At 72.0% G+C, this 18428-nt stretch carries 15 protein-coding genes and 1 pseudogene; 14 read left to right on the forward strand and 2 right to left on the reverse strand.

The genetic code is table 11. The features are described from left to right. The first annotated feature begins 40 nt into the window (after positions 1 to 40). The 5 genes from ABEG17_RS11275 (at position 41) to menD (ending at position 6032) form a co-directional block, all read left to right on the forward strand. Complete coding sequence (locus ABEG17_RS11275) at positions 41 to 766, forward strand: esterase family protein (RefSeq protein ID WP_406829570.1); 726 nt, start codon at positions 41 to 43, stop codon at positions 764 to 766. Then, positions 763 to 2160: a M20/M25/M40 family metallo-hydrolase gene (locus tag ABEG17_RS11280; protein WP_406829571.1), complete on the forward strand. Its 1398-nt coding sequence runs from the start codon at positions 763 to 765 to the stop codon at positions 2158 to 2160. Before ABEG17_RS11275 ends, ABEG17_RS11280 begins: the two co-directional genes overlap by 4 nt. 125 nt (positions 2161 to 2285) lie before the next feature. After that, positions 2286 to 2582, forward strand: coding sequence for a hypothetical protein (locus ABEG17_RS11285; protein WP_406829572.1), 297 nt, complete (start codon positions 2286 to 2288; stop codon positions 2580 to 2582). Beyond that, the gene (locus ABEG17_RS11290; protein WP_406829574.1) at positions 2579 to 4213 is read left to right on the forward strand and encodes a hypothetical protein; all 1635 of its coding nucleotides are present in this window, start codon (positions 2579 to 2581) and stop codon (positions 4211 to 4213) included. Before ABEG17_RS11285 ends, ABEG17_RS11290 begins: the two co-directional genes overlap by 4 nt. Positions 4214 to 4229: 16 nt before the next feature. Beyond that, the gene (menD, locus tag ABEG17_RS11295) at positions 4230 to 6032 is read left to right on the forward strand and encodes a 2-succinyl-5-enolpyruvyl-6-hydroxy-3-cyclohexene-1-carboxylic-acid synthase (RefSeq protein ID WP_406829576.1); all 1803 of its coding nucleotides are present in this window, start codon (positions 4230 to 4232) and stop codon (positions 6030 to 6032) included. A 4-nt stretch (positions 6033 to 6036) separates the two neighbouring features. Here menD and ABEG17_RS11300 read toward each other — a convergent pair whose 3' ends face one another. Next, positions 6037 to 6711, reverse strand: a complete 675-nt coding sequence (locus ABEG17_RS11300) for an HAD family hydrolase (RefSeq protein ID WP_406829577.1) — start codon at positions 6709 to 6711, stop codon at positions 6037 to 6039. A gap of 4 nt (positions 6712 to 6715) precedes the next feature. Further along, complete coding sequence (locus tag ABEG17_RS11305) at positions 6716 to 8005, reverse strand: isochorismate synthase MenF (protein ID WP_406829578.1); 1290 nt, start codon at positions 8003 to 8005, stop codon at positions 6716 to 6718. A 79-nt stretch (positions 8006 to 8084) separates the two neighbouring features. Here ABEG17_RS11305 and ABEG17_RS11310 point away from each other — a divergent pair, with 79 nt between their 5' ends. The 9 genes and pseudogenes from ABEG17_RS11310 (at position 8085) to ABEG17_RS11350 (ending at position 18396) form a co-directional block, all read left to right on the forward strand. After that, complete coding sequence (locus tag ABEG17_RS11310) at positions 8085 to 8780, forward strand: demethylmenaquinone methyltransferase (protein ID WP_406829579.1); 696 nt, start codon at positions 8085 to 8087, stop codon at positions 8778 to 8780. 131 nt (positions 8781 to 8911) lie between these two features. Continuing rightward, the gene (locus ABEG17_RS11315; protein ID WP_406829581.1) at positions 8912 to 10246 is read left to right on the forward strand and encodes a geranylgeranyl reductase family protein; all 1335 of its coding nucleotides are present in this window, start codon (positions 8912 to 8914) and stop codon (positions 10244 to 10246) included. Between the two features lie 160 nt (positions 10247 to 10406). Beyond that, the gene (locus ABEG17_RS11320) at positions 10407 to 10769 is read left to right on the forward strand and encodes an NADH-quinone oxidoreductase subunit A (RefSeq protein ID WP_406829582.1); all 363 of its coding nucleotides are present in this window, start codon (positions 10407 to 10409) and stop codon (positions 10767 to 10769) included. 18 nt (positions 10770 to 10787) lie between these two features. Continuing rightward, positions 10788 to 11339: pseudogene (locus ABEG17_RS11325) on the forward strand (NuoB/complex I 20 kDa subunit family protein); the annotation flags it as partial. A 116-nt stretch (positions 11340 to 11455) separates the two neighbouring features. Next, positions 11456 to 12361: an NADH-quinone oxidoreductase subunit C gene (locus tag ABEG17_RS11330; protein WP_406829583.1), complete on the forward strand. Its 906-nt coding sequence runs from the start codon at positions 11456 to 11458 to the stop codon at positions 12359 to 12361. After that, positions 12361 to 13713, forward strand: coding sequence for an NADH-quinone oxidoreductase subunit D (locus tag ABEG17_RS11335; protein WP_406829584.1), 1353 nt, complete (start codon positions 12361 to 12363; stop codon positions 13711 to 13713). Before ABEG17_RS11330 ends, ABEG17_RS11335 begins: the two co-directional genes overlap by 1 nt. Next, positions 13713 to 14567: an NADH-quinone oxidoreductase subunit NuoE gene (gene nuoE, locus ABEG17_RS11340; protein WP_406829585.1), complete on the forward strand. Its 855-nt coding sequence runs from the start codon at positions 13713 to 13715 to the stop codon at positions 14565 to 14567. Before ABEG17_RS11335 ends, nuoE begins: the two co-directional genes overlap by 1 nt. Before the next feature lie 5 nt (positions 14568 to 14572). Further along, positions 14573 to 15886, forward strand: a complete 1314-nt coding sequence (gene nuoF / locus ABEG17_RS11345) for an NADH-quinone oxidoreductase subunit NuoF (protein WP_406829586.1) — start codon at positions 14573 to 14575, stop codon at positions 15884 to 15886. Continuing rightward, complete coding sequence (locus tag ABEG17_RS11350; protein ID WP_406829587.1) at positions 15883 to 18396, forward strand: NADH-quinone oxidoreductase subunit G; 2514 nt, start codon at positions 15883 to 15885, stop codon at positions 18394 to 18396. Before nuoF ends, ABEG17_RS11350 begins: the two co-directional genes overlap by 4 nt. Positions 18397 to 18428: the final 32 nt, after the last annotated feature.

Consider the following 18428-nt stretch of genomic DNA (forward strand, 5'->3'; position numbering starts at 1 on the left):
CGGCCCGGCGTCATACCCGCACCAGCAGGAGGAGGCACACGTGAAGGTCACCGAGCGTTGGTGGTCCGACCGGATGGAGCAGGAGCTGACCCTGGTCCGCTGGGGGCACTACGGCGTGCCCGTCCTGCTGTTCCCGACCGCAGGCGGTGACGCCGAGGAGGTCGAACGCAACCAGCTCGTCGGTCACCTGGCGCCGATGATCGAGGCGGGGCGCATCAAGGTCTACTCGTGCGACAGCGCCGCCGGTCGGGCGATGGCGCAGAAGGTCGGCTCGACCGAGTACCGCATGTGGCTGTTCAACGCCTACCACCGGGCCGTCGCCGAGGAGGTCGTCCCGGCGATCCACGCGGACAGCAACGGCCCCCAGCCGATCGTCACCGCGGGCGCGTCGATCGGGGCGTTCAACGCGGTGGCCATGGTCTGCCGCTACCCGCACCTGTTCAGCGCGGCCATCGGCATGAGCGGCACGTATGCCATCGAGCAGTTCATCGGCGGCCCCAGCACCGACGACCTCTACTTCTCCTCGCCGCTGCAGTTCGTGCCCGGCCTGGAGGGCGATGCCCTCGAGACGCTGCGGCACCGGTTCATCCTGATGGCGTCCGGCAGCGGCGACTACGAGGACGTCGGCGAATCATTCGCGGTCGCGAAGGTGTTGGGGGACAAGGGAATTCCCAACCGCGTCGACGACTGGGGCCCTGGCTACATGCACGACTGGCCAACGTGGTGGGAGATGCTCCCGCTCTACCTCGACGACCTGGTCCCGTGAGCGCGTCCCTCGCCGACCGCCTCGCGGCCGCCGTCGAGACCGGTATGGCGCGTGGCCGCGACGACCTCGCGCGCCTCGTCGCGCTGCGCTCGGTCGCCAACCCCGCGATCGAACCGGCGTCGGAGTGCGCGGCCTCGGCCGCGCTCGTGGCTTCGCTCCTCGCCGAGGCAGGGGTCGACGGTGTCGAGCAGATCGAGGCGCCGGACGGCTCGATCGCCGTGGTGGGGCGCTCGACTGGCCCGGCGGACCGGCCGTGCGTGCTCCTCTACTCCCACCACGACGTCGTCCCGGCGGGCGACCACGACGCCTGGTCCACGCCGCCGTGGGAGCTGACCGAACGGCAGGGGCGGTGGTTCGGCCGTGGCGCCGCCGACTGCAAGGGCAACCTCGTCGCCACCCTGCTCGCGCTGCGGGCCGTCCGGTCGGTGCTGGGGGAGTGGCCCCTCGAGGTCGCGGTCGTCTGCGAGGGCTCGGAGGAGCAGTCCAGCGGTGGGATGGAGGCTCTCGCCCGCGAGCGCCCTGAGCTGGTGCGGTGCGACGCGTTCGTCCTCGCTGACACCGGTAACGTCGAGCTCGGCGTGCCCACCCTGACGACGTCGCTTCGCGGAACCGGCAGCGTGCTCGTGACGGTGCGGACGATGGCCCACCCCGCGCACTCCGGGATGTACGGCGGCGCCGCCCCGGATGCGCTCCAGTCCCTGCTGACGGCGCTGGCCTCGTTGCGGGACGCCGACGGTGAGACGACGATCGACGGACTCGACCACGAGGGCACCTGGGACGGGGCGGAGTTCGACGAGGAACGGTTCGCTCGGGACGCCGCGGTGGTGCCGGGGGTCGCGCCCCTGGCCGGTGGCCGCGGCGGTGCCGGGGTCGCCGACAGGCTGTGGGCCCGACCTGCGGCCACGGTGCTGGCCATCGACTGCCCGCCGGTGTCGCAGGTGACGGCCGCGGTGCAGGGGGAGGCCCGCGCCGTGGTGAACCTCCGGGTGCCTGCGGGCACGGACCCGAAGGCCGCGCAGGAGCTGCTCGTCGCCCACCTGCGCCGCCACGCGCCATACGGGCAGGTCGAGATCCGGCCGGTCTCGCTGGGGCAGGGGTTCCGCGCCCGCACCGACGGTCCCGGGTACGCGGCGATGTCACGGGCGATGGAGCGGGCGTTCGGCCGGGAGGTGGTGACCGCCGGGCAGGGTGGCTCCATCCCCCTGGCTACCGCGTTGGCCGAGATCGTCCCCGACGCCGAGGTGATGCTGCTCGGGGTCGAGGAGCCCGCGTCCCGGATCCACGGACCCGACGAGAGCGTGCACCCGGACGAGCTGCGCCGGACGGCGTTGGCCCAGGCGCTGTTCCTCGTCGAGCTGGCCGGCCTCGACCCGGACGCGGAGGTCGGGCCATGACCGAGTCGCTGGTCGGCACGCGGTTCTGAGCCCGGCCGTCCACACCGGGCTCGCTGCAAGCGGTCCGTCCACAGCGGTGTCCCGGGAGGGTGGGCGGCAGGGGCCGCCGACGGCACGGTGGACCCATGGTGGGGAGCAGCGAGGACGTGCGGGCCGTGGCCCGGCAGGTGCGCCACGACGGTGAACGCGTGCGCCACGTGGCGGCCAGGGTCGGCGCCACGAGGGGCGTGGGTTGGCGGTCGGTGGCGGCGACGAGGTTCAGGGAGGTCGTCACCGACCGGGTGGGCGCGCTGGGTCGAGCGGTCGGCGGGCTCGACCGGGCGGCCGAGGCGCTCGAGGCGCACGCGCTCGCTCTGGACCGGGCGCGGGAGGCGCTGAGGGCTATCGCGGGTGAGCTGCCCGGGCGCAGGGGCGGTCGATGACGACGGGGCCCGGGATCGAGGTGCGCGGCGGAGTGGGCGGCACCGCGGTCGGCTTCGACGAGCTCGTCGTCGCTGCGGGGCAGCTCGTCGACGGTGCCGCCGTGCTGGGCGAGGTGGTGATCGGCCTGGCGGCAGCCACGGCGCAGACGAGCGTCTCGGCACCGCTGAGCCCGGTGACCGCCCTGCGGGCCGAATCCGAGCTCGCCCTAGCAGCACAGGTCGTGGCCACGGAGGCGGCGGCCCTGGCCGGAGTCGCCGGCTCCGTGCGAGCGGCGGCCTGGGCCTACCGCGAGGTCGAGGACGAGGTGGTCCGCACAGCGGCCCTGACCCAGGACGTCGTCATGGCGGTGGCCGGTCACGCGGCCCCGACGCTGGTCGTCGGGGTGGTCGTCCTCGACGCCCTCGGGGTCGACGTCGGGACGCTGGTGGACCGGGCGGTCTGGGAGGTGCCAGAGCTCGCCGACCTCGGCGGGGGTGCGGGCGGCCTGGTCCTGGGGCTGCGCACCAACCCGGTCACCGCACCGTTCGTGTCGCCGCCGTTCGTGGCAGCGCAGAACCAGGTCGACAGCGGCGCCTCGTCGCGGCCAGGAGAGGTCCGTGTCCCGCCAGATCCGGACCAGGCGGCCATCCGGGTGCTCGCCGACTCGGCAGCCGCAGGCGGGCTGCTCCGCGACACCGGCAGCGTCCAGGTCGCCGAGGTCACCGAGGTCACCGAGGTCACCGAGGTGGCCGAGGTGGCTCAGGTCGGCGAGTCCGCCGAGGTCGCTCAGGGGGGCGTTCCGTCGGCGGAGGACGGCACCGGGGCAGCGAAGGGTCCACTGCCGTCGGCGGACGATGGCACCGGGGCACCCGGTGCTGGCCTGCGCGCCCCCGCAGGTCTGGCCGACCTCGCCCGAGACCAGGCGACGCTGCCCGATGACGCTCGGGTGCGGGTGGTGGAGGTCAGGGCCGACCACGGGTCGGCCTGGGTCGTGGAGATCAGCGGCACCCAGGTGTGGGACCCGCGGGCCGGCTCCAACCCCTTCGACCTCACCACCGACGTCCGGTCGATGGCCGGCGAGTCGACCCTGCTCGCCGCCGGCGTGCAGCAGGCGCTGTCGGCCGCGCAGGCGCGGGCAGCGGCCACCTCGCCGCCCGGGAGGGATGTGCGCAGCGAGCCCGTGCTCCTGTCGGGCCACAGCCTCGGGGGCATCGTGGCCGCGGGGTTGGCGTCGTCGGCGGAGTTCCGCTCGGCCCACCGGGTCACCCACGTGGTGGCCCTGGGGTCGCCGATCGGCAAGGTGCCGGTGCCGGACAACGTGCAGGTGCTGGCCGTCGAGCACCGTCAGGACCCGGTGCCGCGGCTGGAGGGTCGGCCCAACCCCGACCGGGCCGGCTGGGTCACCGTCACCCGCGACCTCGACGGGGCGACGGACCGGGCAACGGACGGGGCGACGCACACCGTGGACCGTGCCAGAGCAGCCCACCGGTCGGACCTCTACGTCGAGACCGCTGCAGCGGTCGACGCCTCGGACGACCCGTCGGTGGCCGCGTGGCGAGCTGGCAGTCGTGCGTTCTTCGCGGGGCCCGGTGAGGCGTCGAACGTCGTCGTCCGTGACTACCGCATCGCCCGCGTCGTGGCTGAGCCCTGATGGCACAATCCGACCCGTGAACCCGTCGACCGCCTTCGCCACCGTCCTCGTCGACGAGCTGGTCCGGGCGGGCGTGCGGCACGTGGTGCTGTGCCCCGGGTCGCGTTCGGCCCCCCTCGCGTATGCCGCGCAGGCTGCCGAGGGCGCCGGTCGCCTCACCCTGCACGTGCGGGTCGACGAACGGTCTGCCGGGTTCCTCGCGCTCGGGCTGGCCAAGCTGACGCGGGTGCCCGCGGTCGTCGTCACGACCTCGGGGACGGCCGTGGCCAACCTCCACCCGGCAGTCCTCGAGGCGCACCACGGCGTCGTGCCGCTCATCGTGCTCTCGGCGGACCGGCCACTGGAGCTGCGGGGCACCGGGGCCAACCAGACCACCATCCAACCCGGCATGTTCGGCGACGTCGTCCAGTGGTCCGTGGACGCCGCGGCCCCGCAGCGGCAGGCCGGGGAGGTGGCCCGCTGGCGTGCGCTCGCCACCGAGGCGGTCCGTCACGCCACCGGTGCGGGCGCGGGCGAGCGCGCCGAGCCGGGGCCGGTCCACGTCAACGTGCAGCTGCGCGAACCCCTGGTCCCCACCGCCGGGGAGCCGTGGCTCGAACCGCTCGACGCCGTCGTCCCGACCCAGACGACCGCGATCCCGGGACACGCAACCACGCATCCCAGCCGGGCGACCCCCGGCCAGGCGACCGCGGGCTCTGCCACCACCGCGTCGAGCGCGGGCGTCGAGGACGTCGCGCGGACCGTGGTCGTGGTGGGCGACCTGCCCGAGCCCGACCAGTTCGACCGGGCCGTCCGCTGGGCGACCACCCGGGGGTGGCCCGTCGTGGCCGAGCCGTTCGGCAGTCATCCCCGCTTCGATGTCCTGCCGCACGGGCCGTTGGTGCTGTCCGACCCCGACTGGCTGGACGAGCACGCCCCGGACCGCGTGATCGCCGTCGGACGGCTGACGCTCTCGCGTCCTGTCGCAGCGCTGTTGCGCCGCCCCGGCGTGCGTGTCGAGGCGGTGGGGACCCACGGCTGGATCGAGTCGCGCCCCGACATCCAGGACGTGCACCCGGTCGCGGTCCTCGACGCGCCCGCACCGAACGGGAGCACCCCCGACGAGGAGGACCGGCAGTGGTCACAGGCCTGGCAGGCTGCCGGAGCCCGGATCGCCGCTGCGCTCGCGGACGAGCCGGGTCACTCCCGGCCATGGCCCAGCGGCCCGGCCGTCGCCGAGACCGTGGTGGACAGCCTGCCCCCGGGCTCGACGCTCTTCCTGGGGTCGTCCAACTCGGTCCGCGACGTCGACGTCACCGCCCCCCGCGCCGAGGCGCTGCGGGTGGTGGCCAGCCGCGGGCTCGCCGGCATCGACGGCTGCGTCTCCACGGCGGCCGGCCTGGCCCTGGCAGGCACGGACCCGACGTACGCGCTGTTGGGTGACCTGACCTTCCTCCACGACGCCAACGGCCTGCTCGTCGGTCCGCTCGAACGCCGTCCCGACCTGACGATCGTCGTGACGAACGACGACGGTGGCGGCATCTTCAGCCTGCTCGAGCCCGGGGAGCCGGAGCGGTCGGCCGACTTCGAGCGCATCTTCGGCACCCCGACCGGGGTGGACCTCGGCGCGTTGTGTGCCGCCCACCACGTCGCTCATCAGCTGGTCTCCTCGCGGGCCGAGCTCGTCGAGGCCGTGGCCACGGCCCCCTCGGGCCTGCGGGTCCTGGAGGTCCCCTTGGACCGTGCCGCTCACCGGGCCCAGCGCGACGCCCTGCGCTCGGTGGCCCGAGACGCCATCAGGAGAGCCGCCGTCAGGAACGGTGACGCGGCCCGAGGGTGAGGCCTCAGGGCAGGTGACGCAGCGGCATACCCCGGGCGATGAGGTCCTCGCGCAGGTGGTCCGGACCCGTGAAGTGGATCGCGTCGAGGCCGGTCTGGGCGGCGGCCAGCACGTTGGCGGGGCTGTCGTCGATGAAGATGCAGTCGTCCAGGCCGGCCCGGTGGCGGACGCGCTCCTCCAGCACCTCGAAGATCTCCGGGTCGGGCTTGGCCACGCCCTCCTCGCCGGAGACGATGATGTCCTCGAACAGCTCGAGGAACTCGAACCGCTCCACCGCCACGGGGAACAGGTCTGCCGACCAGTTGGTCAGGGCGAACAACGGGACCTGCGCGGCGGCCAGCTCCTGCAGGATGGCCACGGTGCCCTCGATCTCCCCGACGAGGGAGGCGCCGAAGTGCTGGCGGTAGGCGAGGACCTCCTCGGCGTAGTGCGGGTGCGAGGCCAGGGCCGTCTGCTCCGCCTCGTCGAGGGTGCGCCCGGCGTCGTTCGCGTGGTTCCAGGCCGCGAAGTCGAAGTCGGGGTCGGCCACGAACGCTGCTGCCCGCTGCCGCCCGACGACCGCGGCGATGGCCGGCACCGGGTCCCACTGGATCAGGACGTTGCCCAGGTCGAAGACGACGACGTCGGCAGGTCGGGGGACGAGGTCGTCGGCGGTCACGCCCGGCCCGAGCTGGTCCACGCCCTCACCCTGCCGTGAGGGCGTCGCGCATGGGCACCAGCTTGGCGTCGGACTCGGCGACCTCGGAGTCCGGGTCCGAGCCGGCGACGATCCCGCAGCCGGCGAACAACCGCATTGACGCGGCGTCGTCGGGGTCGAAGGCACCGCACCGCAACGCGATCCCCCACTCGCCGTCGCCCGAGGCGTCCATCCAGCCGACAGGGCCGGCGTAGCGGCCGCGGTCCATGTGCTCGAGCTCGGAGATCACGGCGTCGGCGGCGTCGGCGGGGGTGCCGCACACCGCCGCGGAGGGGTGGAGCGACGCGGCCAGGGTCAACGAGGTCGCGCCGTCCTTGAGCACCCCGGCCACGTCGGTGGCGAGGTGCATGACGTTGGACAGGTGCAGCACGAACGGCGACTCGGGCACGTTGACCGAGGAGCAGTGCGGGCGCAAGGCGTCGGCGACCGAGCGCACGGCGTACTCATGCTCCTCGAGGTCCTTGCTCGAGCGGGCCAACGATCCTGCGAGCGCCAGGTCGTGCTCGTCGTCGCCGGTGCGTCGGATGGTGCCGGCGAGCACACGGGAGGTGACCAGGCCCTTCTCGAGCCGCACCAGCATCTCCGGTGTGGCGCCGACGAGTCCGTCGACGGCGAACACCCACGTCGTGTCGTAGCGGTCGGCCAACCGCTGCAGCACCCACCGGGCGTCGATGGGCCCGGACGCGGTCACGCGCAGGTCACGCGCCAGCACCACCTTGTCGAGGGCGCCGTCGGTGATGCGGCTGACCGCCTCCTGGACGGCGACCGCCCACTGCGCGGAGGACAGCGAGCCGTCGGCGAACGCGACACCGGTCGGTCCAGGGGGCGCGGACTGCTGGGGCAGCACGGGCGAGGGGAGCTCGTCGCTCGAGCCGATGGTGGTGACCCACCAGACGCCGTCCCGTGCACCCACGACCACCTCGGGCACGACGAGCGTCGCCCCGGAGGGTGACGAGGCGGCATACGCGACGGAACCGAAGGTGACCGGTCCGGTGCCGGGCAGGCCCACGTCGTCGCGGACGACGGCCCTGGCGACCACCTCGCGCCACCACTGCTCGGCGAGCTCGAACCTGTCCGTGCCGTGGGCGGTGAACTCCAAGGCCCGGCCCCAGCCGACGAGGCCCTCGCCGCGGCGGACCCAGCTCGCGATCTCGCGGGGGTCGCCGAGGTCGGGCAGCAGCGTGAGCAGGCTCCCCGGGTCGGTGAGCGCCACGGTGCGGGCGACCAGCGGCGTCCCCTGGCGGGCGGCCGCGGCGGGAGTGGGCAGGGTGCTCATGTCGGGCACAGCCTAAGGCCGCGGGGTATGGCGCCGGTGCCGGGGACGCCTGCCCCCCGCCGGATGGGAGGATGGCGCCATGACGCGTGCCAGCCTGGAGAAGGACCCCCGTGACGTCGCCGCGATGTTCGACGACGTGGCCGGCAAGTACGACCTGACCAACGACGTGCTGTCCCTCGGGCAGGACCGGCTGTGGCGCCGGGCCGTGCTCAAGGCCGTGGCCGCGCAGCCTGGGGAGACGGTGCTCGACATCGCCGCCGGCACGGGGACGAGCAGCGAGCCGTTCGCCGACGGCGGGGTGAACGTCGTGCCCGCCGACTTCTCGCTCGGGATGCTGCGCGTGGGCAACCACCGTCGACCCGATCTCGGGTTCACGGCCGCCGACGCGATGAGGCTCCCGTTCGCCGACGACAGCTTCGACGCCGTGACGATGTCGTTCGGGCTGCGCAACGTCGCCTCCGTCGACGCCGCCCTCGGGGAGTTCCTGCGGGTGGTCCGACCGGGCGGTCGGCTCGTGGTCTGCGAGTTCAGCCAGCCGGTCAACAAGGCGTTCCGCAAGGTCTACACGGAGTACCTCATGCGCTCGCTGCCGCCGGTGGCGCGCAAGGTCAGCAGCAACCCCGAGTCCTACGTCTACCTGGCCGAGTCGATCCAGGCGTGGCCGGCGCAGCGCGAGCTGGCGACGACGATCGCGGCGGCCGGCTGGTCGCGGGTCGGCTGGCGCAACCTGACCGGCGGCATCGTCGCGCTGCACCGAGCGGTGAAGCCGGCCTGAGGGTGCACCTGGGCGCGATGGTTCAAGGTGCCTTTGCGGGTTAGGGGTGCCTTACTGGGAGTGCTGCGGAGAGCGGGAATAGACTCCGCATTTGAAGTTCGTGAAGTCGTTCACAAGCGGGTGAGGCAGGCGTGACACACACCATCAGCGAGGTCGCCGGAGGCAGTTCGAGCGCCGGCGCACCCACCGAGACCGCCGACGTCATCGTGGTCGGAGCGGGTCCGGCCGGTTCCGCCACGGCGGCCTACCTGGCCATGGCCGGCCTGGACGTCCTCCTGCTGGAGAAGACGACCTTCCCCCGCGAGAAGGTCTGTGGCGACGGCCTGACCCCGCGCGCGGTCAAGGAGCTCATCACCCTCGGCATCCCCACGCCCGAGGAGGACGGCTGGATCAAGAACCACGGCCTGCGGATCATCGGCGGCGGCATGCGCCTGTCCCTGCCGTGGCCCGACCTTGCGAGCTTCCCGCCCTACGGGCTGGTCCGCACCCGACAGGACTTCGACGACATCCTCGCCAAGCACGCCGTCAAGCACGGTGCGCGGCTGCGTGAGGGCACCAACGTCACCGGCCCGATCGTGGACTCCAAGGGTTCGATCGTCGGCGTCACGGCCAAGGCCACCGACGAGAAGGGGCGCGCAACCGGTCCCGAGCTGCGTTACACGGCGCCCCTCGTGGTCGCCGCCGACGGCAACTCCTCGCGCCTGTCCCTGGCCATGGGCCGGGAGAAGCGCGAGGACCGCCCGATGGGCGTCGCCGTGCGCACCTACTACACGAGCCCCCGCCACGACGACGACTACCTCGAGTCCTGGCTCGAGCTGTGGTCGACCGACGCCAACGGCAAGAAGGTGCTCCTGCCCGGCTACGGCTGGATCTTCGGGGTCGGCGACGGCACCTCCAACGTCGGCCTCGGCATCCTCAACACCTCCAGCGCCTTCGGCAAGACGGACTACAAGGACGTCATGCGCCGCTGGGTCGCCACCATGCCGCAGGAGTGGACGTACTCCGACGAAACCATGGTCGGCCCGATCCGCGGCGCTGCGCTCCCCATGGGCTTCAACCGCCAGCCGCACTACGACAAGGGCCTGCTCCTCGTCGGGGACGCCGGTGGCATGGTCAACCCGTTCAACGGCGAGGGCATTGCCTACGCCATGGAGTCCGGGCGCCTCGCCGCCGAGGTCATCGCGCAGGCGTTCGCCCGCAGCGACGACGCGCAGCGCGAGCGGGTCCTGCAGTCCTACCCCGGAGTCATGGCCGACTCCCTCGGCGGCTACTACACGCTCGGTCGCTACTTCGCCAAGATGATCGGCAACCCCGAGATCATGCGCCTGGCCACGAAGTACGGGCTCCCGCGCACCACGCTGATGAAGTTCCTGCTCAAGGTGATGGCCAACCTGGCCGAGCCGCGTGGGGGCGACGCCAGCGACCGCCTCATCACCGCATTGTCGAAGATGGCGCCCGACGCATGACCCGTCGTGCGATCTCCGAGGGCACCCCTAGGATTGGGCGGCGGACGTCGCGGCCCGCCTGCACGTCCCGCACGGCCGCCGCCCCCGGCGCAGGCCGTGACCTCGCAGCAGGCTTCACACCAGACTTCAATGATGACTTCGGAAGGGGAGTGGCACGGCGATGAGCAACCCCTACGTCCCCCTGCTTTTCCTGCTGGCGATCGGTGGCGGCTTCGCCGTCTTCTCGGTCTTCGCCGCGGCGATCTCGGGGCCCAAGCGCTACAACCGGGCCAAGCTCGACGCCTACGAGTGCGGGATCGAGCCGACGCCCCAGGCCGCTGGCGGTGGGCGGGTGCCGATCAAGTACTACCTGACCGCGATGCTCTTCATCATCTTCGACATCGAATCGGTGTTCCTCTACCCGTTCGCCGTCGCGTTCAACCAGCTCGGTCTCTTCGCACTCGTCGAGATGGTGCTGTTCATCCTGACCGTCTTCGTGGCCTACGCATACGTGTGGCGCCGCGGCGGCCTCGAGTGGGACTGACGAGGACTAGGACAAGCAATGGGAATCGAAGAGAAGCTGCCCGCAGGCTTCCTGCTCAGCACGGTCGAGCAGGTCGCGGGCTACATGCGCAAGAGCTCGGTCTGGCCCGCGACGTTCGGCCTGGCCTGCTGCGCCATCGAGATGATGGCCGTCGGCACGCCTGACTACGACATCGCGCGCTTCGGCATGGAGCGGTTCTCCGCCACGCCGCGCCAGGCCGACCTGATGATCGTCGCCGGCCGCGTGAGCCAGAAGATGGCCCCCGTCGTGCGCCAGGTCTACGACCAGATGCCCGAGCCCAAGTGGGTCATCTCGATGGGTGTCTGCGCCAGCTCCGGCGGCATGTTCAACAACTACGCCATCGTGCAGGGGGTCGACCACATCATCCCGGTCGACGTCTACCTGCCGGGCTGCCCGCCCCGTCCCGAGATGCTGCTCAACGCGATCCTCACGCTCCACGAGCAGATCCAGAACAGCAAGCTCGGCGTCAACCGCGTCGCCGCGGCGCGTGCCGCCGAGGCAGCTGCGCTGTCCGCGACGCCGACGCACCAGATGACCGGCCTGCTGGCCCAGGGCGCGGGCACGGCACTGCCGCTCGCCGCTGCCGGTCACTCGCACAGCCACTCGCACAGCCACGGCATCGACCAGCAGCACGGTCAGGAGCGCAGCGCGCACGGAGGTGTCGCGTGAGCGACAAGAAGGCCACGAAGAAGGACGGCGCCAAGGACCCCGCCAAGGACCCCGCCAAGGCGACCGCCAACAGCGACGTCCTCGGCAACAAGGCCGCTGACGCCGCAGCCGACAAGGGCGCCGGGCCCGACCAGCCCGCCCCCGTCGTCGCCGGTGCCACCGTCGGCGCCGAGGCCGGCGCCGTCGTCGACCGCGAGAGCGGCGACCGGCTCCCCGCAGCTCCGGGCACCACGCCCGAGCCCGTGCAGGTGGGCGAGCGCCACGGCATGTTCGGCGCCCGGGACACCGGTGACACCACCGGGTACGGCGGCATGGTCAGCCCGATCCTGTTCCCCGCCGCCGCGGTCCGCCCCTACGGCAGCTACTACGACGAGATCGCCGACCGCCTCGAGAAGACCCTCGTGGGCGGCTCCGCCTCCTACTCCGAGGCGATCGAGCGCGTGGTCGTCGACCGCGGCGAGATGACCTTCTTCGTGCGCCGCGAGCACCTGCGTGCCGTGGCCCGCGCGCTGCGCGACGACGCGGCGCTGCGCTTCGAGATGTGCACCGGTGTCTCCGGTGTCCACTACCCGCAGGAGGAGGGCCGCGAGCTCCACGCGGTCTACCACTTCCTGTCGATCACCCACGGCGGACGCCGCGTCCGCGTCGAGGTCACCGCACCCGACGCAGACCCGCACATCCCGTCGATCGTCGAGATCTACCCGGCGAACGACTGGCACGAGCGCGAGACGTGGGACATGTTCGGGATCCAGTTCGACGGGCACCCCGCGCTGACCCGGATCCTCATGCCCGACGACTGGCCGGGCCACCCCCAGCGCAAGGACTACCCCCTCGGCGGCATCCCCGTCGAGTACAAGGGGGCCACGGTCCCGCCGCCGGACCAGCGGAGGTCTTACAACTGATGAGCACCGACACCACCGACATCTACGCAACCTCCGGCGCCGACACGGCCGCCGCCGAGGGCGCGCACATCTTCAACGCCACCGGCGGCGACTGGGACCAGCTCGTCGACGAGGCCGCTGCCCTCCACGAGGAGCGGATCGTCGTCAACATGGGTCCGCAGCACCCGTCGACGCACGGCGTGCTCCGCCTCATCCTCGAGCTCGACGGCGAGACGGTGACCGAGACCCGCGCGGGAATCGGCTACCTGCACACCGGCATCGAGAAGAACATGGAGTTCCGCACCTGGACCCAGGGCGTGACGTTCTGCACCCGCATGGACTACCTCACCCCGTTCTTCAACGAGGCCGTGTACTGCCTGTCCGTCGAGAAGCTGCTCGGCATCACCGACCAGATCCCGGAGCGCGCCAACACGATCCGTGTCCTCCTGATGGAGCTCAACCGCATCACCTCCCACCTCGTCGCCCTCGCGACCGGTGGCATGGAGATGGGCGCGACCACCGTCATGACGGTCGGCTTCCGTGAGCGCGAGCGCATCCTGGCCATCTTCGAGATGGTCACGGGCCTGCGGATGAACAACGCGTTCATCCGCCCCGGGGGTGTCGCCCAGGACCTGCCCCCGGGCGCCATCGACAAGGTGCGCGACACCATCCCGTTGGTGCGCAAGGGACTCGGCGAGCTCGAGCTCCTCCTCAACGAGAACCCCATCCTCAAGGGCCGCACGGTCGACGTCGGCTACCTCGACCTGTCGGGCTGCATGGCCCTGGGCATCACCGGCCCGGTGCTGCGCTCGACCGGGCTGCCGCACGACCTGCGCAAGCTCGACCCCTACTGCGGCTACGAGACCTACGACTTCGAGGTCATCACGCGCACCGAGGCCGACGCCTACTCCCGCCTGCGGATCCGCATCGACGAGATGTACGAGTCGCTCAAGATCGCCGAGCAGGCCATCGACCGCCTGCAGTCGAACCCCGGCCCGGTCATGGTCGCCGACAAGAAGATCGCCTGGCCGGCGCAGCTGGCCATCGGCGGCGACGGCATGGGCAACAGCCTCGACCACATCCGCGAGATCATGGGCACCTCCATGGAGTCGCTCATCCACCACTTCAAGCTGGTCACTGAGGGCTTCCGGGTCCCGCCCGGCCAGGCGTATGCCGCCGTGGAGAGCCCCAAGGGCGAGCTCGGCTGCCACGTGGTGTCCGACGGCGGGACGCGCCCCTACCGCGCGCACTTCCGCGACCCGTCCTTCAACAACCTGCAGGCCACGGCTGCGATGTGCGAGGGCAGCCAGATCGCCGACGTCATCGTCGCCGTTGCCTCGATCGACCCCGTCATGGGAGGCGTGGACCGCTGATGGAGCACTACGGACTGCAGACGGCGGCCGGACACCTGACGGTGGCGGCCGAGTCCAAGGAGCCCTACGCCGACGACGTGCTCGCCCAGCTGCACGTCGACGCGGCGCAGGTCGTGGCCCGCTACCCGCAGGCGCGTTCGGCGCTGCTGCCGCTGCTGCACCTCGTGCAGAGCGTCGACGGCTACGTCACCGGTCGCGGGATCGACTTCTGCGCCGAGGTCCTGGACCTGACCACCGCCGAGGTGTCGGGCGTCGCGACCTTCTACACGCAGTACAAGCGCCACCCCAACGGTGAGTTCACCGTCGGCGTCTGCACCAACACGCTCTGCGCGATCATGGGCGGCGACCAGATCTGGGACGAGGTCTCCGAGCACCTCGGCATGGGCCACGACGAGACGACGGCCGACGGCAAGATCACCCTCGAGCGCGTCGAGTGCAACGCGGCGTGCGACTACGCGCCCGTGGTCATGGCCAACTGGGAGTTCTTCGACAACCAGACGCCCGAGTCGACCAAGCAGCTCGTCGACGACCTGCGCTCCGGCAAGGACGTCGCTCCCACCCGCGGTCCGGCCAGGGTCTGCAGCTTCAAGCAGGTCTCGCGCGTGCTCGCGGGGTTCCACGACGGCCTCGCCGACGAGGGTGTGGGCGCAGGCCCGTCCTCGCTCGAGGGCCTCAAGGTCGCCAAGGACCACAACTGGACGGCACCGAACGGCAAGCACGCCAGCCGCACCGCGGACACCGCGGACGGCGCCGGCCACCCTGCCGACCTCGCGCCGGGACGGCACTCGTCCACCGACACGCCCTCCAACGCCGCCGACGAGCAGGCGGGCGACAAGCCCGCCGAGGGGAAGTGACAGCCGTGGCCACCACGCTCACCCCGATCCTCACCAAGTTCTGGGACGACCCGCAGTCCTGGACCCTGGAGACGTACGAGAAGAACGAGGGCTACCAGGCGCTGAAGAAGGCGCTGTCGATGGCCCCCGCCGACCTCGTGCAGATGACCAAGGACTCGGGTCTGCGCGGCCGTGGCGGCGCCGGCTTCCCGACCGGCATGAAGTGGGGCTTCCTGCCCCCGCCGGACGGCGGCCCCCGCTACCTCGTCGTCAACGCCGACGAGTCCGAGCCCGGCACCTGCAAGGACATCCCGCTGATGATGGCGGCGCCGCAGTTCCTCATCGAGGGCTGCGTCATCACCTCCTACGCCATCGGCTGCAACCACGCCTTCATCTACCTGCGCGGCGAGGTCGTGCACGTCTACCGCCGCCTGCTGCGCGCGGTGGAGGAGGCGTATGCCGCGGGCCACCTGGGCAAGAACATCCACGGCTCCGGGTTCGACCTCGACATCACCGTGCACGCGGGCGCCGGCGCCTACATCTGTGGTGAGGAGACCGCGCTGCTCGACAGCCTCGAGGGCCGTCGCGGACAGCCGCGCCTCAAGCCGCCGTTCCCGGCGGTCGCGGGCCTCTACGCGCGCCCGACCGTGGTCAACAACGTCGAGTCGATCGCGTCGGTCCCGCCGATCCTGCTGCACGGCGCGGACTGGTTCTCCGACATGGGCACCGCGAAGTCCCAGGGCTTCGGCATCTTCAGCCTCTCGGGCCACGTGAAGCGTCCCGGCCAGTACGAGGCACCGCTCGGCATCACGCTGCGCGAGCTGCTCGACATGGCCGGTGGCATGCGCGACCCCAACAAGAAGCTCAAGTTCTGGACTCCAGGCGGCTCGTCCACCCCGCTGTTCACCGACGAGCACCTCGACACCCCGCTCGACTTCGAGTCGGTGGCTGCTGCGGGGTCGATGCTCGGCACCCGCGCGCTGCAGATCTTCGACGAGACCACCTGCGTCGTGCGGGCCGTCGACCGCTGGACCGACTTCTACAAGCACGAGTCCTGCGGCAAGTGCACCCCGTGCCGCGAGGGCACCTGGTGGCTCAAGCAGATCCTCGGCCGGCTCGAGCACGGCGAGGGGTCCGAGGAGGACCTCGACAAGCTGCTCGACATCTGTGACAACATCCTCGGCCGCAGCTTCTGCGCGCTGGGTGACGGTGCCACGTCGCCGATCACCAGCAGCATCCAGTACTTCCGCGAGGAGTACCTCGCACACCTCACCAACGGTGGCTGCCCCTTCGATCCGAGGGAGTCGTCGCTGTTCGCGAAGGAGAAGGCCACCGCATGACGGTCCAGACCAGTCCCAGCGCCGGCGGCAACGCCGTCAGCAACGGCGACGCCACGCCGCCCGCCACCGTCGACCAGGTCTCGCTGACCATTGACGGCGTGGAGGTGTCGGTCCCCAAGAACACCCTGGTGATCCGCGCCGCCGAAGAGGTCGGCGTCCAGATCCCGCGCTTCTGCGACCACCCGCTCCTCGAGCCCGTGGGCGCCTGCCGCCAGTGCCTCGTGGACATCGCGACGCCGGGCCCCGACGGCAGCATGCGGGCGATGCCCAAGCCGCAGGCCTCCTGCACGATCACCGTGACCGAGGGCATGCAGGTCAAGACGCAGCAGACCTCCCCGGTCGCCGACAAGGCGCAGCAGGGTGTCATGGAGCTGCTGCTCATCAACCACCCGCTCGACTGCCCGGTCTGCGACAAGGGCGGCGAGTGCCCCCTGCAGAACCAGGCCATGAGCAACGGCCGCGCGGTGTCCCGCTTCGAGGACGTCAAGCGCACCTACCCCAAGCCCATCAACATCTCCTCGCAGGTGCTGCTCGACCGTGAGCGCTGCGTCCTGTGCGCCCGGTGCACCCGCTTCTCGGACCAGATCGCCGGTGACCCGTTCATCGCGCTGGTCGAGCGCGGCGCCCTCCAGCAGGTCGGCATCTACGAGGACCAGCCGTTCGAGTCCTACTTCTCGGGCAACACCGTGCAGATCTGCCCCGTGGGCGCGCTGACCGGTGCGGCCTACCGCTTCCGCAGCCGCCCGTTCGACCTCATGTCGACCAGCAGCGTCTGCGAGCACTGCGCCTCGGGCTGCTCGATCCGCACCGACCACCGCCGCGGGGTCGTGCTGCGCCGCATGGCGATCAACGACCCGGCGGTCAACGAGGAGTGGAACTGCGACAAGGGTCGCTGGGCCTTCCAATACGCCACCACCGGCGACCGCTTCCAGTTCCCCATGGTCCGTGACGAGTTCGGCGAGCTCCAGGTCGCGTCCTGGCCGGAGGCCCTCGAGGTCGCCGCCAAGGGCCTGCGCGCAGCGAAGGGTGTCGGGGTGCTCGTCGGTGGCCGCGTGTCCACCGAGGACGCCTACGCCTACTCCAAGTTCGCCCGCACCGTGGTCGACACCAACGACATCGACTTCCGGGCTCGTCCGCACTCGCAGGAGGAGGCCGAGTTCCTCGCCTCCACCGTCGTGGCCACCGGCCCGAACGGTGCGGCGGTGACCTACGCCGAGCTCGAGACGGCCAGGACCGTCGTCCTCGTCGGCTTCGAGCCGGAGGAGGAGAGCCCGATCGTCTTCCTGCGGCTGCGCAAGGCGCACCGCAAGCACAAGACGGCCGTGTATGCCGTCGCGCCGTTCGCGACGCGCGGCCTCACCAAGCTCGGCGGCACGCTCATCCCCGCCGCGCCCGGTACCGAGGCCGAGGTGCTCCGCGCGCTCGGCGACGGTGTCACCGGTGACGGCGCCGCCGCCAAGGCCGCCCAAGCCCTGGGGGAGCCCGGCACGATCGTGCTCGTCGGCGAGCGCCTCGCGACCGTCCCCGGTGCGCTGTCCGCCGCCGCTGCCCTCACCTCCTCGGTCAACGCCCGCCTCGCGTGGGTGCCCCGTCGTGCCGGTGAGCGCGGTGCGCTCGAGGCCGGCGCACTGCCGACCCTGCTGCCCGGCGGTCGCCCGGTGTCCGACCCCGCCGCCCGCCAGCAGGTCGCCGAGGCCTGGGACGTGGTCGGCCTGCCCGACACGCCCGGCCGTGACACCGCCGGCATCCTGGCTGCGGCGACCACGGGCGAGGTCAACGCGCTCGTCGTCGGTGGCGTCGACGCCCACGACCTGGCGGACGCGCACGCCGAGGAAGCCCTCGCCAAGACGTTCGTCGTCTCGCTGGAGGTGCGCCCCTCGTCGGTGACCGAGGTCGCCGACGTCGTGCTCCCCGTAGCCGCCCACGCGGAGAAGGGCGGCACGTTCGTCGACTGGGAGGGTCGCCCGCGGCCCTTCGCCACGGCGATCGACACGGCGTTCAACTCCGACTACCGCGTCCTGGACATGCTGGCCAGCGAGCTCGGCGCCTTCCTCGGTGCCCGCACGCTCAGCGAGATCCGGGCCGACATGACCGCCCTCGGCCCGTGGCAGGGGGAGCGTCCCGCCGCCCCGACCGCCCCGGTGGGTGACGTGCCCAGCCTGCCCGAGGGGAAGGTCGTCCTGGCCACCTGGCACCACCTGCTGGACCAGGGCTCGCTGCAGGACGGCGAGCCGTTCCTGGCCGGCACCGCGCACGCGACCCGTGCCCGCGTGTCCGCCGCCACCGCCGAGGCCTTCGGGCTCGTCGACGGTGACGGCGTCCGCGTGGCCGCCGGCCGGGGTGAGGTCACCGCCCCCGTCGAGGTCGTCCCGGGCATGGTCGACCACGTGGTGTGGCTGCCCACCAACTCCGAGGGCAGCCGCGTCCGTGCCACGCTGGGCGCCGACGCGGGAGCCCTCGTCACGCTGACGAAGGTCGCGAGCACCGTGGACAGGAAGGTCACCCAGTGAGCACCGTGACGTATGCCGCGCAGGCAGTCACC

It is taken from the genome of Pedococcus sp. KACC 23699 (genome assembly GCF_045348425.1).
Classification (GTDB): domain Bacteria; phylum Actinomycetota; class Actinomycetes; order Actinomycetales; family Dermatophilaceae; genus Pedococcus.